This window comes from Thioclava sp. ISO4 (genome assembly GCF_058105145.1).
In genome coordinates, this window is the sequence record NZ_CM176571.1 from 1,698,567 (window position 1) to 1,717,646 (window position 19,080).

At 64.8% G+C, this 19,080-nt stretch carries 1 protein-coding gene (cut by a window edge); it reads left to right on the plus strand.

From position 1 onward, the window contains the following. Nucleotides 1-19,080, plus strand: the 5' end (the start) of a protein-coding gene (locus AC2TZ7_RS08590) for a matrixin family metalloprotease (protein WP_489866587.1). 19,623 nt of this gene lie beyond the right edge of the window; only the first 19,080 of its 38,703 coding nucleotides appear in the window; the start codon lies at nt 1-3; its stop codon lies off the right edge, out of view.

The following is a 19,080-nucleotide window of genomic DNA, read 5'->3' on the forward strand; positions in this document are numbered from 1 at the left end:
TTGAACAAATTCCTGCGTCGGACCCGCTCCGACGTGCAGGATGCTGTCGGTCTGGCCAATGACACCGCCCTCCACGAAGCCGATAACACCCTTCACCGCGAGGAAAATTACCGCATCGAGGCTCTCGAGCCGCGGCTTTTGCTCTCGGCGGACCCGGTGTTCGGCGAATTGGCCCGCGTTGCGGCAACCGCACATCAAATCGACCCGATCGAAGGGCTCTCCGCCCTCGTTCAGACCGTCGATGACCTGCATCAGCAGGACGAATTGGCAGCCGATCACGATCCCGAGGAAGGCCCGCAAAGCGATGTGGCCTGGCCCGAGGATTGGGCGCATGAGCCGGATGTGGCACCGCTCGAAGCGGTGGCCGAACCGGCGCGCGAACAGGCCGCAGCGCAGCTGGAAACGGCAGCGGAACAGCTTCATTCCGGTGGTTTCCTGACCGCCGTTCAGGTGCAGCAGCTGCTGGAATCGGCGCTGTCGTGGCTGGAAAATATGCCCCATGCAGGGCAGGACCCGATTGGCAGTTCCGTGGCGGACCTGACGGGTCACGAGGCGACCGGTCCCCCGGCTGCGACCTCTAACGCACTGGAAAACAACGAAAATACTGACAATCCGGACGCCGGGTTTGTCGCTACTGGCTCCGACGATGCCAGCGAAAATCAAGGGGATAGCCCGGCTGAAGAGGGCGCAGAGCCGCAATATCTGCATCTCGCTGCCACCGCGGATAGCACCGATACCGGCGCTGCGGATCTCACCGAGGCACAGCTCGCCCCCCTCGTTCAGGAAGCCCTCGCTCAATGGGCCAGCCGCACCGACGCGGCAATCCTGTCGCAACTCACCTTCACCATCACCGATCTCGAGGACGGCGCACTCGCCCGGATCACCGGCACGCTGATCGAGATCGATGCCGACGCCGCCGGGGCCGGTTGGTTCATCGACGCGACGCCGGGCGACAGCACCGAGTTCGATCTGCTCGCAGGCGACCGTCTGGTGGCGACCGACGGTGCGGCCTCCGAGGGCGTCGACCTCTTCACCGTCCTGCTCCATGAGATCGGCCACGCGCTCGGCCTCGACCATGACGCGGACGCTGCGGTGATGAGCGCGACGCTCGGCACCGGCGAGCGCATCGGTCTTCCCGACGCGGCCCCGAGCCTCGGCGCTCCGGTGGCCGGCGCGATCTCGGAAGCGGGTGGCGCGCTCGACGGCACCGCCGACACCAACCTGACCTACACCGTGAACCTCGACGGCACCGTCACCGTCAACGGCACGACCTATGGCACGCCCGGCGCCCCGATCACCTCGATCGCGGCAGGGACCGGCCTCAGCGACACGATCGAGGGTCCGGACGCCGCGACGGTCTGGACGATCACCGGGATCAACGAAGGGTCGCTCAGCTGGAACGGCCTCACCATCACCTTCACCGGGGTCGAGCGTCTCGAGGGGGGCACCGATGCCGATGCCTTCGCGATCGACGGGCCGGGCTTCGTGACCTCGGGCTTCGCGGGCAATGCCGGTCTGATGGAAATCTCGGTCGGCGATTTCGTGAGCCTCGCGACCAGTGACGGCGTCGGCTCGCCGATTGGCTACACCACCAACACCGGCCTCGACGGTGTGCTCTACGAAGTGGGCACCGGCACGACCACCGCCGTCACCGCCGGGTTCGACGTCACCACCATCTCGCTCACCAGCGGCTCGTTCTTCGCGGGCAGCGGCGCGAACGGCTACTTCACCCTCGGCCAGCCCAGCAGCTCGGTCGGCTTCGCAGTCGACAATCTGAGCTTCTCGATCACGATGATCCGCGAGACCGCGACGGACCGTCAGTGGGTGATCGCGAATGGCGCCGTCGATGCGCTGGGTCTCGTGAACGTCGACAACGTGACCGCGACGCTCTCGAACGGGACGCTGGAACTGGCGACCTCGCAACGGGTCGATCCGCTCGATGCGCAGAGCGCCGAGCTCGTCGTCTCCGAGATTGACAGCACCGCGACGGGCGTGACCGCGCCGCTCGCGAAAGTGTCGGGCGACGTGACGCTGGCGATCGGCGGCGAGGTTCTGATCGCGGGCGGGTTCAGCTTCATCAAGACCTTCGTCGACGAGCTGATCGGCACCACCGACACGGTTGGCGACCTGATGGTCTTCCACCTCGACGCGGTCGATTTCTTCGCGGGCACCGGCGCGGTCTTCGACACGAGCGGCCCGGTCACCGTCGACATCGCCGACGCCTTCGGTTTCTCGGTCACCAACTTCACCGGCACCTTCGCGGTGCTGAGCTCGGGCGGCACCACCTATACCGGCATCGACTTCTCGCTCGACAGCGCCACGCCGGTCGGGATCACCGGGCTGACCGCCGAGGTGAGCAATGTCGCGGTGCAGGTGAACACGGCTTCGGGCGTGGCCACCCCGGTGAACTGGGGGCAGGCCAAGCTGGTCGATGCGGGTCTGTCGCTGAGCGGCGCGCTCACCAAAGTCGAAGCCACCGCGACGCTGATCGTGAAAGACGCGGTCTATGTCAGTGGCACCTTCGCGCTGGAAAGCTCGGCCAAGACCGGCGTGACCTTCGACGGCGCGACGGTGGATGGCGATTACTTCACGCTGTCGATCATCGGCGGGCGTCTCTTCGCGGGCGTCGGCGCCGAGGTCTCGGGCGGCAGCTACGATCTCACGAATGCCACCGGCTTCGAGATCCCGACCCTCGATCTGACGCTGGCGATGTTCACCGTGACCTCGGCAGGGGCCAACCTCGGCCAGAAGGTCACCGCGCTGGAACTCTCGACCGCAGCCACGCTGCACGGGATCACCGATGTCACCGCGACGGTCGACGCGCTCGACGTGACCTATGCGAGCATGGCCTTCGACTGGAGCCAAGTCGGCGGGCCGAGCTTCAGCTTCGACAGCACTTTCACGGGCTTCACCATCGATGTGCGCGCGGTCTTCACGATCAAGAGCACCGTTCTGCTGGCGGGCGATATCTCGATCACGGTGACAAAGCAGACCATTGCGGCGGCGGATAATCCGCTTGGCTCCGATCTGACCGACGCGCAGGTGATGACCTTCGCGCTGGCGGATGGCTACATCTTCGTGGGCAGCGGCGGCACCTTCACCACCGATGGGAATGGCAAGGTCAACGGGCTGACCCGCGACGGCGACAGCAAGCTGGTCGGCACCGGCTTCGGTGCGGAAGGAGTGCTGTTCGAATTCGCCTCGGTGAAGAATGTCGATGGAACGACCGGCGCCGTTCTGAACGCCTGGAGCGCGATCAAGCTCTATGTCGGCACCGTCGAGGTCGCGGGCATTCCGGGCTTCACCCTCGCGGTCAGCGATTTTGTGGTCGAGGTCAACGCCGCCGATGCGATGGTCGCGGTGAACCCGACCGTGATGACCTGGAAGGGTCTCGATCTGGGCGCGCCGCTCGCGCTGACCGACGGCACCAACGGCTTCGACAATAGCGAGCGTTTCTTCATCGGCGCGACCATCGACGAGCTGAACATCTCGGACACCGTGCTGCTGACCGGCAGCTTCTCGGTCGAGAAGACCGCGGGCACCTCGGTCGGCGGCGTCACCGGCGATCTGCTCTACATCACGCTCACCGATCTGAGCCTCTTCGCGGGCTCGGGCGCGACGATCAGCGGCGGCGCGATCGACCCCTCGAACGCCATCGGCTTCTCGGCAGCGGGGGGCAATTTCTACATCGGCATCCTGACCACGACCGGCCTGACCCCGGTCAGCTATACCGGCGTGTCGGCGAGCCTCGAAAGCCTCGGCCTGGTGAATGTCGAAGGCGTGACGCTGGACCTCGCGAGCCTGAAAGTGCTCTACAACTCGGTCAGTGATACCAACCTCTCCAATCTCGACTGGTCGAGCCTGACCGGCCTCGAAGAGGTGACCGACACGGTGAGCCTCGCGGTCTCGGGCAAACTGACGCTGACGGTGAGCGATTTCGTCTATCTGCGCGCGACCTTCGGGTTGAAGGCGATCGACGTGACCGCGCAGGCGGGCAGCGCCGAGACGCTCGACCTGCTCGATATCACCGCGGGCAAGCTGACCTTCGTGACGCTGAGCGATGTCGAGTTCTTCGCGGGCACCGGTGCATCGACCACCACGGATGAGGCGACCGGCACAACGACGCTCGCCCTCGCGAGCGATGCCGCGGGCTTTTATGCCGCCGGTGGCAATCTCGCGCTCGGCCTGCTGACCGATGCGGGCGTGAAATATACCGGCGTGATCGGCTCGCTGAGCGCGCTGGAGGCCAAGGGCATCGACGCGGTCCAGATCAAGCTGTCGGGCATGTCGCTGGCATCGAACTCGACCACCGCGCCGACCGGCCCGCGCCTCGACTGGTCGACCGTGAGCGATACCGATGTGGCCGCGGCACTTGGCGATCTGGGGCCGGGCGATCAACTGGCGGTCTCCGGGACGCTGTCGATTGAGGTCTCCGAGACGGTCTTCGCGCTGGCCACCTTCGACTTCTCGGCATCGACCGAGACGATCGACGACGGAATCCAAGCGGCCATCGCGGATGCGCAGGTCACGCGGCTGACCCTGACCAATGTGAACTTCTTCGCCGGTGTCGGCGGCGCCTTCGATGACGCAAATGCGCCCACGGCGATTGCCGATCAGGGCACGGGCTTCCTTGCCTCGGGTGGCACGCTCGAACTGATCGTCGTGAAAGAGAAACTCGGCACCGTCACCCCCAAGAGCTGGAGCGCGCTGTCGCTCTCGGTCGATTACGTCGGGATGCGCGGCCTGCCCGCCCAGTTCGCGCTCGGGGTCACCGGTCTTTACTTCCGCATGAACTCGGCCTCGATGGGCGCGACCAAGCTGGACTGGTCGGCCATCGTCGATCCGGTCGCGAACCCCGGCATCGCGCAGATCAACGCCGATACTGGCATCGCCTTCGGCGGCACACTCGATCTGGCGCTCGACGGGTTCGTGCTGGTCTATGGCACGGTCGACGGCTCGATCTCGACGGCCGATATCAATGACGGCGTGATCTCCCTGACCGCCGCCGATATCACCAGCTTCAAGATCACCGGCGCGCAGATCTTCGTGGGTGCGGGCGGGGCGTTCGATCGCGATGCGACAACGAACGAGGTCACCGGCCTGCTCGATCAGGGCACTGGCATCTACGCCTCGATGGCTCTGGGCGATGCGCTCGAATTCGCGCAGGTGACCCGCCTTGGCGTGCTGACCGACGATCCGCTGACCAATGACAACAACGCGACCACGCAATGGGATAACGAGACCGTCACCATCGGTTGGACCGCGCTGCGCGTCACCGTCGCGAGCCTCGGTCTGCGCGGCATCGACGCCTTCCAGATCACCCTGGCCGATCTCGCGGTCGACGGGAATTTCGCAGCCCTCGATGGCAGCTTCCTGAACTGGGCCTCGCTGGGCGCAGTCACCGGTCTCGACACGCTGAGCCTCGCCGATGCGACCGACGGCCTGACCCGCGACGACGGGTTCTCGGTCTCGGGTACGGTGTCGGAACTGAACGTGGCGGGCGTGATCGTGGCCTCGGGCACCTTCGGCATCAAGAGCTTCACGAGCGACATCACGGTGCCCTCGGGCGTGACGACCGAGACCGTGCCGGGTGCGAATATCCTGATCTTCACCCTGTCGGATCTGAATCTCTTCGCGGGTGTGGGCGGTGCGCTTCTGGGCGATGGCACGATCGACCCCGATCAGGGCACCGGCTTCGTGGCCGAGAACGCTTCGCTGCAGCTCGTGCTGGTGAAGGAAGATCCGGCAAGCGTGACCCTCCCGGCCGTGCCGCGCAGCTGGACGGCCGTGGCGCTAGACGTGGCCGAGGTGCGCCTGCAGGGCCTGCCGAACACGGTCACCGTGCAGGGCCTCGACCTCTATTTCGGCTTCAACGGCCCTGATGCGGTGAATGGCGAGCGGATCGACTGGGCTGCGACCGGCGTCACCGAGATCGGCAATCTCGCCTCGGTCGATCTGTTCGACGTGACCGAGATGGGCGCCAATTTCAACATCGCCTTCGGCGGCTATGTCGAGTTCACCGTCGACGGCTTCGTCACCGTCGCGGGCACGATGGCGGGCCAGATTCTGACCGAGACGATCGACGACGGCAACGGCCTGACGGTCGAGGGCGCGTCGATCATGACCTTCTCGCTGACCGGCGGCTATTTCTTCGCGGGGCAGGGCGGCGTGTTCACCCGCACCGATGGCAAGATTACGGCTGTCAGCACCACCGAAGGCACCGGCATCTATGCGAATAACGTGGGCATCGAGTTCGCCTCGGTGACCCAGACCGCCGACAACCCGCTGACGAAGGAGACCGTCGAGACCCGCACGGTCAAGAGCTGGTCGGCGATCCTCGTGACGTCGCAAAGCGTCGGCGTGACGGGCCTTACCGGCTTCACGCTGCAGATCTCGGACGTCGCGGTCGAGGCCAACTTCGGCTACACCGACCCGCTGAACGCAGCCAACAACTCGGTGATGAACTGGAAGGGCCTCGATCTGAGCCTGACGATCACCGACAGCACGGATGGCTATGACGCGACCGCGATCCTGTCGGTGACCGGCACCGTGTCGGAGCTGAACGTCGCTGGCGTCGTGATCGCGACGGGCACCTTCTCGATCAAGAGCCTGCTCGCCGATGTCGCGGTCGCCACCGCAATCGACGCCGATGGCACGCTGAGCGGGGCGAAGGTTCTCATCTTCACCCTGAGCGATCTGAACTTCTTCGCCGGTGTCGACGGTGTGCTCAAGAATGACGGCACGATCGACCCCGATCAGGGCATGGGCTTCGTGGCGCAGGGCGGCTCGATCGAGCTGGTGATGGTGTCGGAAGACCCCGCCACCGTGACCTCGCCCGCCGTGGCCCGCAGCTGGATGGCGCTGTCGCTGCGCGTCGATCAGCTGGGTCTGCAGGGCCTGCCGCTGACCGCGACGGTGAAAGATCTCTACTTCGCGATGAACGGCGCGGATGCCGACGGTAACAAGCTCGACTGGGGCGCGACCGACGTCGATCAGATCAACGCGCTGGCCGATATCACCAATCTCGACGCGGGCTTCGGGATCGAATTCGGCGCCTATGTCGAATTGCAGATCGAAGGCGCGATCCTGCTGGCGGGCGGTCTGTCCGGTGTGATCCGCGACCTCACCGTCGACGATCCGCAGGGCGGCACGATCAGCACCAAGGCCTTCTCCTTCTCGATCGACGGCGCCTATGTCTTCGTGGGCGCGGGCGGCGAGTTCACCTATGACGAATTCGACCGGGTCGACGCCGTCGCCAATGCGGGCACGGGTTTCGCGGCCGAAGGGCTCGCCTTCGATCTGATCTCGGTGACCGAGGTTGTCGATCTGCAGGCCAACCCGAGCGCCGTTGCACGCAGCTGGACCGCGATGTCCGCCCATGCCGACACGATCTCGCCGCGCGGTCTGCCGCAGGGGCTGGACCTGACGGTGACCTCGCTCGACTTCACGCTGAACGGGCGCGACGCGACCAATAGCGATCAACTCGACTGGGCGCCGATCATTCAGGATCTGGGCGTCGATGCGGTCGCTCCCGAAGACGGCACGGATCTGGTGATCTCGGGCGGTCTGGATCTGGATATCTTCGGCTTCGTTACCGGCTCGGCCACGTTCGACATCGTGATGCGCAACCAGATCGAGGCAGAGCTGGACAGCACCAATGCGGGTCTCGAAGATGCGAGCCTGATGCTGATCGGCCTGCATGTCGAGAACCTCTTCGTCGGCCAGCCGGGCGGTGTGGGCCTGTCGGTGGCTTCCGCCGATATCGCGCTCGCGCTGATCAAGGCGACCCCGCCCGCCAACAGCACGCTGCCCGTGACCACCACGCCCTCGGCGACGGCGGTGCTGGGCAATATCCAGGGTGGCACGCTCGCCGGTCTGCCCGAGGGGATGGAGCTGACGGTCAACGCCTTCTCGCTCGACTATTACGCGACGAAGCCTGCCGGGAACGGCACCACGACCTTCTTCAACTGGAATTCGATCGATCTGGACGGCACGCCTGCGCTGGGCGATCCCGCGAACGATCCGGCGGGTCCGGTCTCCTTCACCTATGGCCCGAATGACGAAGTGGTCACTTTCGACGCCAGTGCAGACCGCACGCAGGTCGTGGGGTATCTGACGCTCAACGCTTTCGGCTTCGTCGATGTGGGCGCTAAATTCACGCTGTCGCAGGATATCGTCGATGTGGATGTGAACCACGACGGCACCTTCGACATCGCTACCGATATGAACGATGCGGTGCTGACCCGGATCAGCCTGAGCATCGATCCCGCCGACGAGGCCGCGAATGGCGGCGACGCCCCGGCGGATTACGAGGCCAAGTTCTTCATCGGTATTCCCGATGGTCCCGGCATCACCATCGCGAGCGCCGATATCCTGCTTGCTTCGATCAAGGCGGCCAATCCGCTCACCGATACCCGCGCCTTCACCGCGCTCAAGGCCGATATCGCCTCGGCCTCGCTGACCGGGGTCGATCTGGTGGACATCACGCTCGACACGCTGTCGCTCGAGATGAACAAGGCCAATGATGCGACCGGCGTGATTGACGTGCTCGATTGGGGGCAGTCGATCAATCTTCTCTCGACTGAATGGACCGATGGCGACACCGGTATCACCGGTCAGGATCTGCTCGCTGCGACCAATGGCAACGGCATCACCCCTGCCACCACTGACTCGGTCCTCGATATGAGCCAGTCGGGCTTCTCGCTCTTCGCGGGGGCCACGATCGTCATCGAGAACTTCGTCCATATCGAAGGCCAGATCACGCTGACCAAGACCGACAAGGTCGCAGCCCGCATGGTCGGCTCGACCACCTCCTTCGAAGCTTCGGTGCTCTCGGTCGGTATCTCGGATGCCGTGGTCTTCGCCGGGGTCGGCACGCCGACGATCACCAATGGCGAGGTCGATGCAACCTCCGATGCGACGGGCGTGGCGCTCTCGCTGCAGCGCATGGGGCTGCATATCGTCAAGGAAATGCCGCTCGATCCGGCGAACCCGACCGCGACCCCGCTCAAGAGCTGGATGGTCGTGAAGGCGACGGGCGGGGCCTCGCTGATCGGCGTCGACAATGTCACGGTCGATGGCTCGCTCACGCTGATCATGAACCGCGGTGGCAACGAGACGACGCCCTACAACACGCTCGACTTCACCTATGGCGGCGTGGGCGGTACCTGGGACATCACGGTCGGCGCCGAGACGATCACCTTCGACGAGCTGACCGTGGCGACGCTGGAAGTGTCGGGCTCGCTGACCATCGGCTTCGACTCCTATGTGTTCATCCAGGGCGAGTTCGCCTTCACCCAGTCGAGCGAGATTTATTCCGCCCTCGTCGCGGGCACGAGCACGAGCCGCGACCTCAAGGCTGTGACGGTCGGCGCGCAGCATGTGAATATCTTCGTCGGCACCGGCTACGATCTGACCAAGAGCTTTGACGATCAGGGCGATGCGGTCGGCCTGAAGATCACGGACGCCTATCTCGCGCTCGCCATGTTCAAGACGGTCGACGCGAATGGCGTGGCGCTGGCCGCGACCGATCCGGCGGCGGCTTCCTACATGGCGCTGAAAGCCGGTGGCACGGTCGAGTTGGTGGGCATCGACGGGGTGACACTGTCGGGCTACGGGCTCGAGGTCGAGCTGAACCAGGGCAAGCTCCTGAGCACGCAGGCCAAGGAAGCGCTGAACCTCGCGAGCTTCGATGGTGGCGGCTTCGACGTGAAGGTGAGCGACACCGATACCGTGACGCTCGATGCCAATGGCGCGATCCTCGCGGCCTCCGGCTTCGTCGTGCTGGGCTTCGAGGATTACGTCTTCCTCGCCGGGCAGGTGGCCTTCCAGAAGGGCGCGACCCTGACCGTGGGCACCGCGCCGAACCAGAAGACTTTCGCGGCGACCGAAATCTCGGGCGATGGCATCAGCGCCTTCGTCGGCACCGGCGGGCCGTATTTCGAGGTCGACACCTCGGGCGCCACCCCGGTCGTGCAGCCGATGGTCGATACCTCGGGCGCGCAGGGTCTGGTGCTGACCAACTTCTCCTTCCGTCTCGCCATGCTGAGCCAGATCGATGCCAATGGCGTCGCGGTGGTGGGCGGCGAGAAATACACCGCGCTCTACGCTTCGATCGCAGAGGTCGCGCTTGCCGGTATTCCGGGCGTCGCGATCAGTGCGAGCGGCGTCGAGCTCAAGCTCAACCAAGGCAAGTCGGGCACCGCGGGAGCGGGCGCCCAGACGATCCTCACGGGCTTCGACTTTACGGAGGTGACGGACCTCGACCCCGGTGCCACGACCTTTGCAGATATGACCCCGCTTCAGGCGTTCTACGACCTTGGCTATGCGGGCACTTTCCTTTCGGTCTCGGCTTATGGAGATCCGGTGGGAACGGGGATCGAGCTTCTCGTGAACCTCTCGGGCGATACGCCCACCAGCGCAGACGATGCCGATTTTGCCTTCTCCGGCGATCTGTCCTTCGAAAAGACCACCAGCGCGACGGGCGCGGTCTACTCGAAAATCTCGCTGACCGACATCACCCTGACATTCGGCGATTATGAATTCACCGGCGACGCGCTGCTCTATCTGATGCCGCAGGGCATGGCGGGCAGCTTCTCGGTCACGCTTCCCGATATCGCGTTCGACGACGGCACCAATGCCTACCAGATCGGCAATGGCACCACGGCGACGCTCGAGATCAACACCTCCATTCAGGCGGTCTATGTCGAGTTCGCGAATGGCGATATCCTCGATCTGCCGCGCGGCCAGTTCCTGCGGGTCGAAGTCGAGAACGCCGCCTTCTATGTCGACTTCAACGCAACCGATACCGACAATGACGGCACGCTCGATGTGGGCGCCTCGCCGGAGATCAGCCTGACCGGCACGTTGATGTTCTCGCAGCTGACGACCGGGATTGCGCCGAACCAGACCAAGCGCATGACCATTGCCTTCACCTGGGTCACGGGCGGCTACACGGACTCGAACGGTGACGGCTTCACCATCGAAGACGCGAAGGGCGTGATCCTGATCTATTCGGGCTCGGCCACGCTGTCGCAGAACGGCATCGCCGCGCAGATCGAGGCGAGCGCGCAAGGCTCGGGCGCAGGCTTCGAGGTCTCGGCCAGCGCGATCATCCGCATCAACACCACCTCGCGCACCGATATCTACGAAGAGGTCGATGTCGGCGATGCGACCTACATTCTCGACTTCCAGGGTCAGGCCAATGTGAACCAGATCGCGCTGGCCGAAGTGAAGCTGAGCTACGAGCCCTACTTCACCATCGAAGGCAGCCTGAGTGACATTCTCCTGGCCGAACTGCCTGCGGGCGCGACCAGCGGCAAAATGGGCCGCGATATCTCGATCTTCCTCGGCGATGCGGGCGACCCGAACGATCCGAGCGACGATATCGGCCTGCTGATCTCGAACACCACGATCGCGATCTTCGAATTCGGTACTTCCGCCAACCGCAAATTCGCGGTCTATGCGAAGGGCGAGGTTCAGGCGCTGGGCATTCCGGGGCTCAATATCTCGGGCACGGTCGAAGTGTGGCTCAATACCTCGGGCACCGCTTTCTCGACGACCGTTACGGGCTTCCCGCTGCTCGAAGGTGGCACCTCGGCCACCCCGGTCGCGATCACCTTCGCCGCCCCGCAGATGGAGCGCGTGAAAGGCTCGGTCGAGATCAGCTTCGGCGTGGCCGAGACCGGCGATCTGCTGGTGATCAGCTCGACCGATGTGCTGTTCAACAAGACGCCCGATGGCCGGATCTCGGTCGATGCGCCCGAAACCTCGATCACGGTGACGCCGCCGGGCGCCGACAGCTTCGGCATCGAAGGCGCGGCCCAGTTCAGCTTCGGCGGCGCGACCGGCTTCCAGCTGACCGATATGCGGGTGACGGGCTACACGCTCTTCGGCGAGACCGTCTCGGTGACGCCGACGACGAACCTGCGCCCGCTGACCGCCGATATCGCCTCGCCGCTCAATGGCCAGATCATCAATCTCGACGGCTTCACCTATATCGACGTCACCTTCTACAACACCAATCGTCTGGATGCGGATGCCTACCCGGCCTATCCGCTGGGCATCGATCCGGACTCTATCACCGATATCGACCCGGAATTCACGATCACCGCGCGCTATGGCGACACGACGGCGGCGATCACGGTCGACGGGGCAGGGGTGCTGGTCGAAGGCACGGCGCGCCCGACCTATCGCTACCAGATCACCACGCCTGTGAGCCTGTCCGCGAACACCACCTATGAGGTGCAGTTCCTCGCCAACTCCTGGCGCGATGCCGCCGGGGCGCAAAGCGCCGCCGAATACGAGCGCTTCACGATCCGCAAGACGCCGGTTCAGAATGCGCCCGCGGCGAACCCGGCGACCGATCCGCAGGATCTGACCACGATCACCGCCGCGCCCTCGATCGAGCTGGCCTCGCCCTTCAATGGCGCGGTGATCGACAAGTCGATGCTGAACTCGAAGGGCTATATCGACGTCACCTTCGTGCTGCCCAATGGCGAAATTCTCGATGGAAGCTCGATCAATGGCGACGAGATCCGCTTCGTGCGCACCGGCGGCGCGTCGAACGTCAATCTGCTGACGAACACCAACGGCACCTACACGGTCGAGAAGATCGGCAAGACGACCTATCGCTATTACGTCTTTGCCGAACCGCCCGCCGCGACCGCCACCGGCACGGGCGTGGTCGGCACGCCGACCTCGACCTCGACCTCGCAGGCGAACCCGGCCTTCAACGTGGGCGATGTGCAGGTCGAGTTCATCACCGGCACCTGGAAATACACCGATCGCGGCACTGACCTGAACAGCACCGCCGACGATGTCGTCTACTGGTTCGGCGGCGAGAACGGTTCGGTCGCGTCGCCTGTGAAGACAACCGCCTATGTGCAGATCTTCAAGGTGCAGGAACTGCCGGCGGCCGAGGCTGCGACCCCGATCAAGGTCGGTCCGGTCTCGATCCTCGCGCCGAAGGTCGGTCTCGCGAAGCTCGGCTTCAAGGACGGTCTGCTGGTCCTGACGATCTCGGTCGGAGCGGAAAGCGCTTCGCTCGCCTTCGGTGGCACCGCGACGCAGAATGCCGACGGCACTCAGACCAATAGCGGCGGAACCCAGGTCACCCTGACCAACCTGCTGGTGAAGTTCGATATCGGCATCGACGTGATGGGCGTGATCTCGGGCGGCGGCGACGATCCGGTCGTCTCGCTCACCGGCAAATGGTCGATCACCGCCGACAAGCTGACGGGCTCGATCCCCGATGTGGTCCTCTTCGAGGCTGACCGCATCAAGGTCGAATACGATCCTTCCTGGACAGCGCCCGAAACCCCGGTCGCGGGCACGCCGGAGGGCGCGGGGCAGGAGATCATCAAGATCGACACGATCAAGGTCACCTTCCCGAAATTCGGCATCGCGGGCCAGATCACGACCTTTGAGGGCGTGCGCGGCCTCACGATCTACGACAACGGCTTCCGCATCGGTCGCGGCGAGATCATCTATTCGGGCACCGGTGCGGGCTCGGGCACCGGCACGAGCGCGGTCCAGCGCACCGATGGCGCGACCGGCAAGATCAAGTTCGGCTCGATCCTCGAATTCGACGATCTGCGCATCGGCGTCACCGACTTCTCGCTGATCTTCGGTCAGGACGTGACCTTCGACGGCACGATCTATGTCGGCTCTGGCGGGGCGACCTTCGCACCGGGCAAGGCGATCAACGCCAAGGTCACCGACCGCGTCTCGGGCGAGGATGTGAACGACACGCTCGCGCTGAAGGCCGGCCTGACCTTCACCGATGGCGTGGTCGACGGCTTCATCTTCGAGCTCGACACGTTCGAGATCAATATCGGCTCGGTTCTCAAGCTGAAGGGTGTGGGCCTGTCGCTCGACACCGGGGCCGCCGATGACGAGGAGCTGATCAGCTTCGTGTCGATCGGCGCGGAACTGAAGATCGGCTCGCTGAACCTCTCGGGCGAGGCGCGTCAGTTCGCCTTCCTCGGCGACGGCACCTTCGTTACCAAGCAGGGCTTCGGCGTCTTCATCGGCGTGGGCGGGGCCTCCGGGGCGAACTTCAAATGGCCGAGCTGGCTGCCCATCAAGATCACCGAGATCGGCGTGCAATGGCCCGACATTCAGGCCGACCCGAGCGATTTCGTCCTGACGCTCTCGGCGTCGATCACCGGGCTGCAGGGCTATGACGGGCTGACCTTCGAGGGCACGGTCGAGGGCATCCGCATCGATGTGGGTCTGCTGCTGGAGGGCGCGTTCCCGATCATCGGCATCGACTCGATCGGCGTGAAGATCGGCGGCAACGCATTCGGCGGCGAGATCGAGGGCGCGCTGATCGGCGGCATCATCCGGATCGGTGAGGGCAATCAGGTGCTCTCCACCTTCGACCTCACGAGCCCGGTGAAAGACCGCGTCTTCTTCATCGGCGTCGAGGCGGGCTTCTCCTTCTCGGGTCTGGGCGGCTTCACGATCCGCTTCGCTCTGTCGGAGCTGGGACCGCTCGGCGTGCTGGTCTCGGGCTCGGTGCCGGGTGGCATCCTGCTCGAGCCGAATTCGGGCCTCGCGATCAACGATTTCACCGGCGGCGTGGACTTCTTCAAGTCGCTGCCCGACATCACCGATCCAGACGAGCTCAACGGCCCCGATTTCGCGCTGCCGCTGAACGTGTCGATCGATGACTGGCTGAACTCGGTGCAGCAGCAGGTCGTGAACCAGTATATCGCGATCCAGAACGGCTCGGCGGCGGGCGGCGGGTTTGCGGCGGCCTTCACCTCGCCGATGATCATCACCGGCTCGGCCAAGCTTTATTCGATCTACACCTCGCAGGCGGTGTTCAACGGTCAGGTCACGATCAAGATCTCGACCGACGGCAAGATCCTCGTGATCGGCCAGCTCAACTTCGCAGCCGATAACCTGTCGCTCTCGGCGCGGCTCTACGCGAACCTGTCGAAGATCGCCTCGGGCGAGGCGACGATCCTGCTGCTGGTGAAAATCCCCGATCAACTCGATCTGCTGACGATCAAGGGCTCGCTGCAATTCGGCTTCAAGGACATCCTCGGCGAGGCGACGCAGTTCGCCGTGGTCGAGGAACAGGCCGCGACGCCCACGCAGCGCCTCGACGGGCCGAGCGATGGCGGTGTAACAGGCGTCGGCAACTTCAACGAGCGCGCCTATATCGACATCACCTTCCCGACGGTGAATGGCGCGACGGTCGATGCGGCTTCGGTCTTCGACCTGACGCCTGAAATCGAGATCACCGGTGGCGATTTCACCCTCGACAACACGCAGGCCCCGGCGCAGGTCAGTGACGACACGTTCCGCTTCTGGCTGACCGGCTCGGGCGATCTGAATTCGGTGACCTACACCTTCCTGTTCCAGTCCTGGTCCTACACCGAGACCGCGACCAACGAGACGGTCTATGCGGATGAGGACAACACGACCCAAAGCGGCGACCCGGCTGTCGCGGGCCCGTGGGTCGATATCAAGTTCATCGCCGAGATCGGCGGCGAGATCACCGCCGACACGCTGGCCGCGATCGCGACCAATGCGGTGGCGCCGTTCAAGCTGTTCAATGAGGAGGGCGACGAGATCGACCTCCTCGGCGCCATCGCGATCGGCGGCGGCAAGGTGCGTTACTTCATCGACACCAGCGATCCGGACCTGACGAACAACCAGCTCGCCGTCGGCGATTACACGCTGCGCTTCACCGCCGATACATGGGCCAACAACGACACGCAGACCGGCAAGAACAACACCGCGACGCCGGATGCCGTGTTCTCGGTGGTCGAGCCCGAAGCCTCGCTCAGCGCGCCCTATCAGCTGGACGGCGACGGCTACACGGTCGACGTGAACCTCGCCAATGCCGATCAGCGCATCATCGTGACCTTCGATCCGGCGGGCAGCGGCACGCTCGATTACGGCTCGATCCTCGATGCGAATGACGAGTTCACCCTGACGCGCACCGGCGATGCGGATGGCTCCACGGTGAATACCGCCGTCGGTATCTCGGACGCGCCGGTTCCGGTCGCGATGTTCATGAACGCGGACGGCACGGCGAGCCTGAAGACGCTCGGTCTCGACGCCGAGGGCCGGATCGTCGCCTCCGACAGCGCGGACTATGACCACGCGCTGCCGACCGACACCGCAGAGCTCTATGCGCTTCTGAAGAAAGAGGGCATCACCCAGTTCGCCTACGAGATCACGACCGCGAATTTCGACTTCGCGCCGGGCACCTATACGCTCACCTTCACCGGCGCCTGGGCCGATGCGGCGGGCAATGCGGGCGCCACCGGCTACAGCGTGATCACCGTCGAAGGCGCGACCGCGATCATGGTCGATCCGGGTGCGGGCGCTGCGATCGACGTGAACCTGCTCAACGGTCGCAACTATATCGACATCAAGTTCCCGGACGTGCCCGACAGCGATTTCGTCTATGACGCGGCCTCGATCACCGATGGCGGGGCAGAATTCACGCTGAGCGGTGCGGGGCTCGGCACGGTGCAGATCGACAATGGTGTGGCCCCGGTCCGCGTGGGCGGCACCGACGCGGCCCCGATCTATCGCTACTGGCTGACCGGAAGCTTCGACAGCGGCCAGACCTATGGCGATCTGACCATCGCGGCGGTCGAGCAGGGCTGGTCCTACCGCTATTCCGACAGCGCGAACCCGACCACCGACCCGGCGATCAAGAGCGGCGAGGACGGTCTGGGCGTGGTGGCCAATCTCGAGATCACCGAGGGTTCGGTCGAGATCACCTTCACCAATATTCCGGCGGGCTACACGCTCGACCCGGCTTCGGTGCTCGATCTCGCGGCCGAGTTCACCGTGCAGACAGATACGGTAGAGACTTCGCGCCTGAGCGACGGCACCTTCCGTGTCGAGCTGGGCGAGGGCGCGCCGGCGCTGCTGCAAAACGATCCGAATGATCCGACGCAGATCTCCTTCATCTACTCGCTGCAGACCTTCATCGACGCCGACCCGGCGCAGCCCGCCTCGCTCACCGGCGATCTCTATCCGCAGACAATCACGCTGACTCTGGACATCACCTCGATCTCCTTCTTCTCGGAAGCTGCGCTGAGCGCCCCGAGCATCGTGGTCAAGAGCGGCTCGACCTACTCCGCCGCCAACGGCGCCGCGAACCTGCCGGGCGACCGCACCTATTTCGACATCGCGCTGAGCGGGGCTTATGGCGAGGACATCACCGATCAGCTGGCGATCGGCGATGTGACCGTGACCGGCCTGACCATTACCGAGCTGATGGATATGGGCGGCACGATCCGCGTCTTCGCAGACGGCTCGCTCGGGATCGGCAGCCATGACGTGACGCTGGCCGCGAACAGCTTCGGCGATGCCGCCAAGAACCGCGTCCAGACGCTGTCCTTCACCGTCTCGGGTCCGCAGGGAGATCTAGTCGACCCGGCGAATGAGGGCAGCACGGGGCTGGGTGACGTGAATGGGCGCGGCTATGTCGATCTGCATTTCGAGCGCCCGGTGGGCGGCGCGCTCGATGTCGGATCGATCACCGATCTCGCCCCGGAATTCACCTTCGGCGGCAGCGGCTCGATCACCTTCGACGACACGCTGGCCCCGGTCTGGCTGAACCCGCAGGCGACCTCGGGCGACTATATCTTCCGCTACTTCACCACCGGCGCGGCAGCGGCCGACACCACGATCTCGCGCATCGCGACGGTCGAGGATCAGCCGACCGTTCTGCGCGCCGATGGCACGGCCGACGATGCGACCGGCCCGGTCTCCTTCGATGCGAGCACCCTCTCGGTCACCTTCCTCGACGTGCGCTACACGCCGACCTATGGCGACGAGATCGACTTCGGCACCTTGGGCGACGAGATCAGCTTCTCGGGCACCGGCGCGAATGGCGTCACCGTTGCCTCGGCGCTGGTCGTGGGCGACGGGCTGACCGTGCGCTACTTCCTCACCGGCAAGTTCACCGCCGGCACCGTGCAGGTTGATTACGCCGCGGCCAGCTTCGGCTCGGGCGCTTACGACAATGACGCGAAGACCCAGAGCTTCCGCCTCGTCCAGCTTGGTGCGAGCCTGACCGACCCGGTCGAAGGCGCCTCGGTGGGGCAGGCGCCCTTGAACGAGCGCGGCTTCATCGACGTCACCTTCGAGCTGCCGAGCTATGCCACCGGCGTCGATCTCGAGAGCATCACCGATGCCGGTGCCGAGGTGATCCTGAGCGCGACCGGCTTCACGATCGAAGTCGATGACAGCCAGGCGCCGACCTACATGGGCGACGATGCGAACGGCAATCCGATCTTCCGCATCTGGTATCTGGGCGACTTCGCGGGCTCGAACCTCGACGACAATGTCTCGGTCGAATTCATCTCGGGCAGCTTCGACTGGATCGGCACCGATGGCGGCACGATCAAGGCGATCACCGCGACCAATAGCGAAGATCTGGTGGTCACGACCGGCCAGATCGGTCTGGGCGCCAGCGCGCCGACGGCGACCTATGTGGCGCTGTCGCTCGGCACCAGCCAGACGCTGACCGATAGCAGCCTCGCGGCCTCCGACTTCACGCTGACCGATATCGACGGCAACTCGATCACGATCACCGGAATCCAAGCCCGTGGTCCCCCAGGCGAGTTCGCTGTGACCTTCGACTCCGCCGACGCCGCTGACGGCGCGGTGCTGACCCTGACCTATGCGGCGGGCGCATGGACCTACGGGGCCGCTGCCTCCGAGGCGATCGATCCGACGACGCTCTCGATCAAGCCCACCGACACCGCTTCCTATATCGACATCACCTTCGACACGCTGGGCGATCCGAGCCTCAACGCGCTCTATGCGATCGACGCGGCCACGATCGACGGCGACGAGTTCACCCTCGGCGGGGCAGGCGGGGCCAATCTCGATCTGCTCGACCTCACCCCGACCGACATGGGTGACGGCACCTTCCGCTACTATGTCTCGCGCGAATTCGGCCTCGGCACGGTCACCGTTTCCTTCAACGAGGGCAGCTGGTCCGACCTGCAGGGCAACGAGGGCGGCGCGAGCCAGCAGAGCTTCCGCGTCATCGACCAAATGCAGGAGGGCGGCCAGCCCGGCGAGGATGCCGAC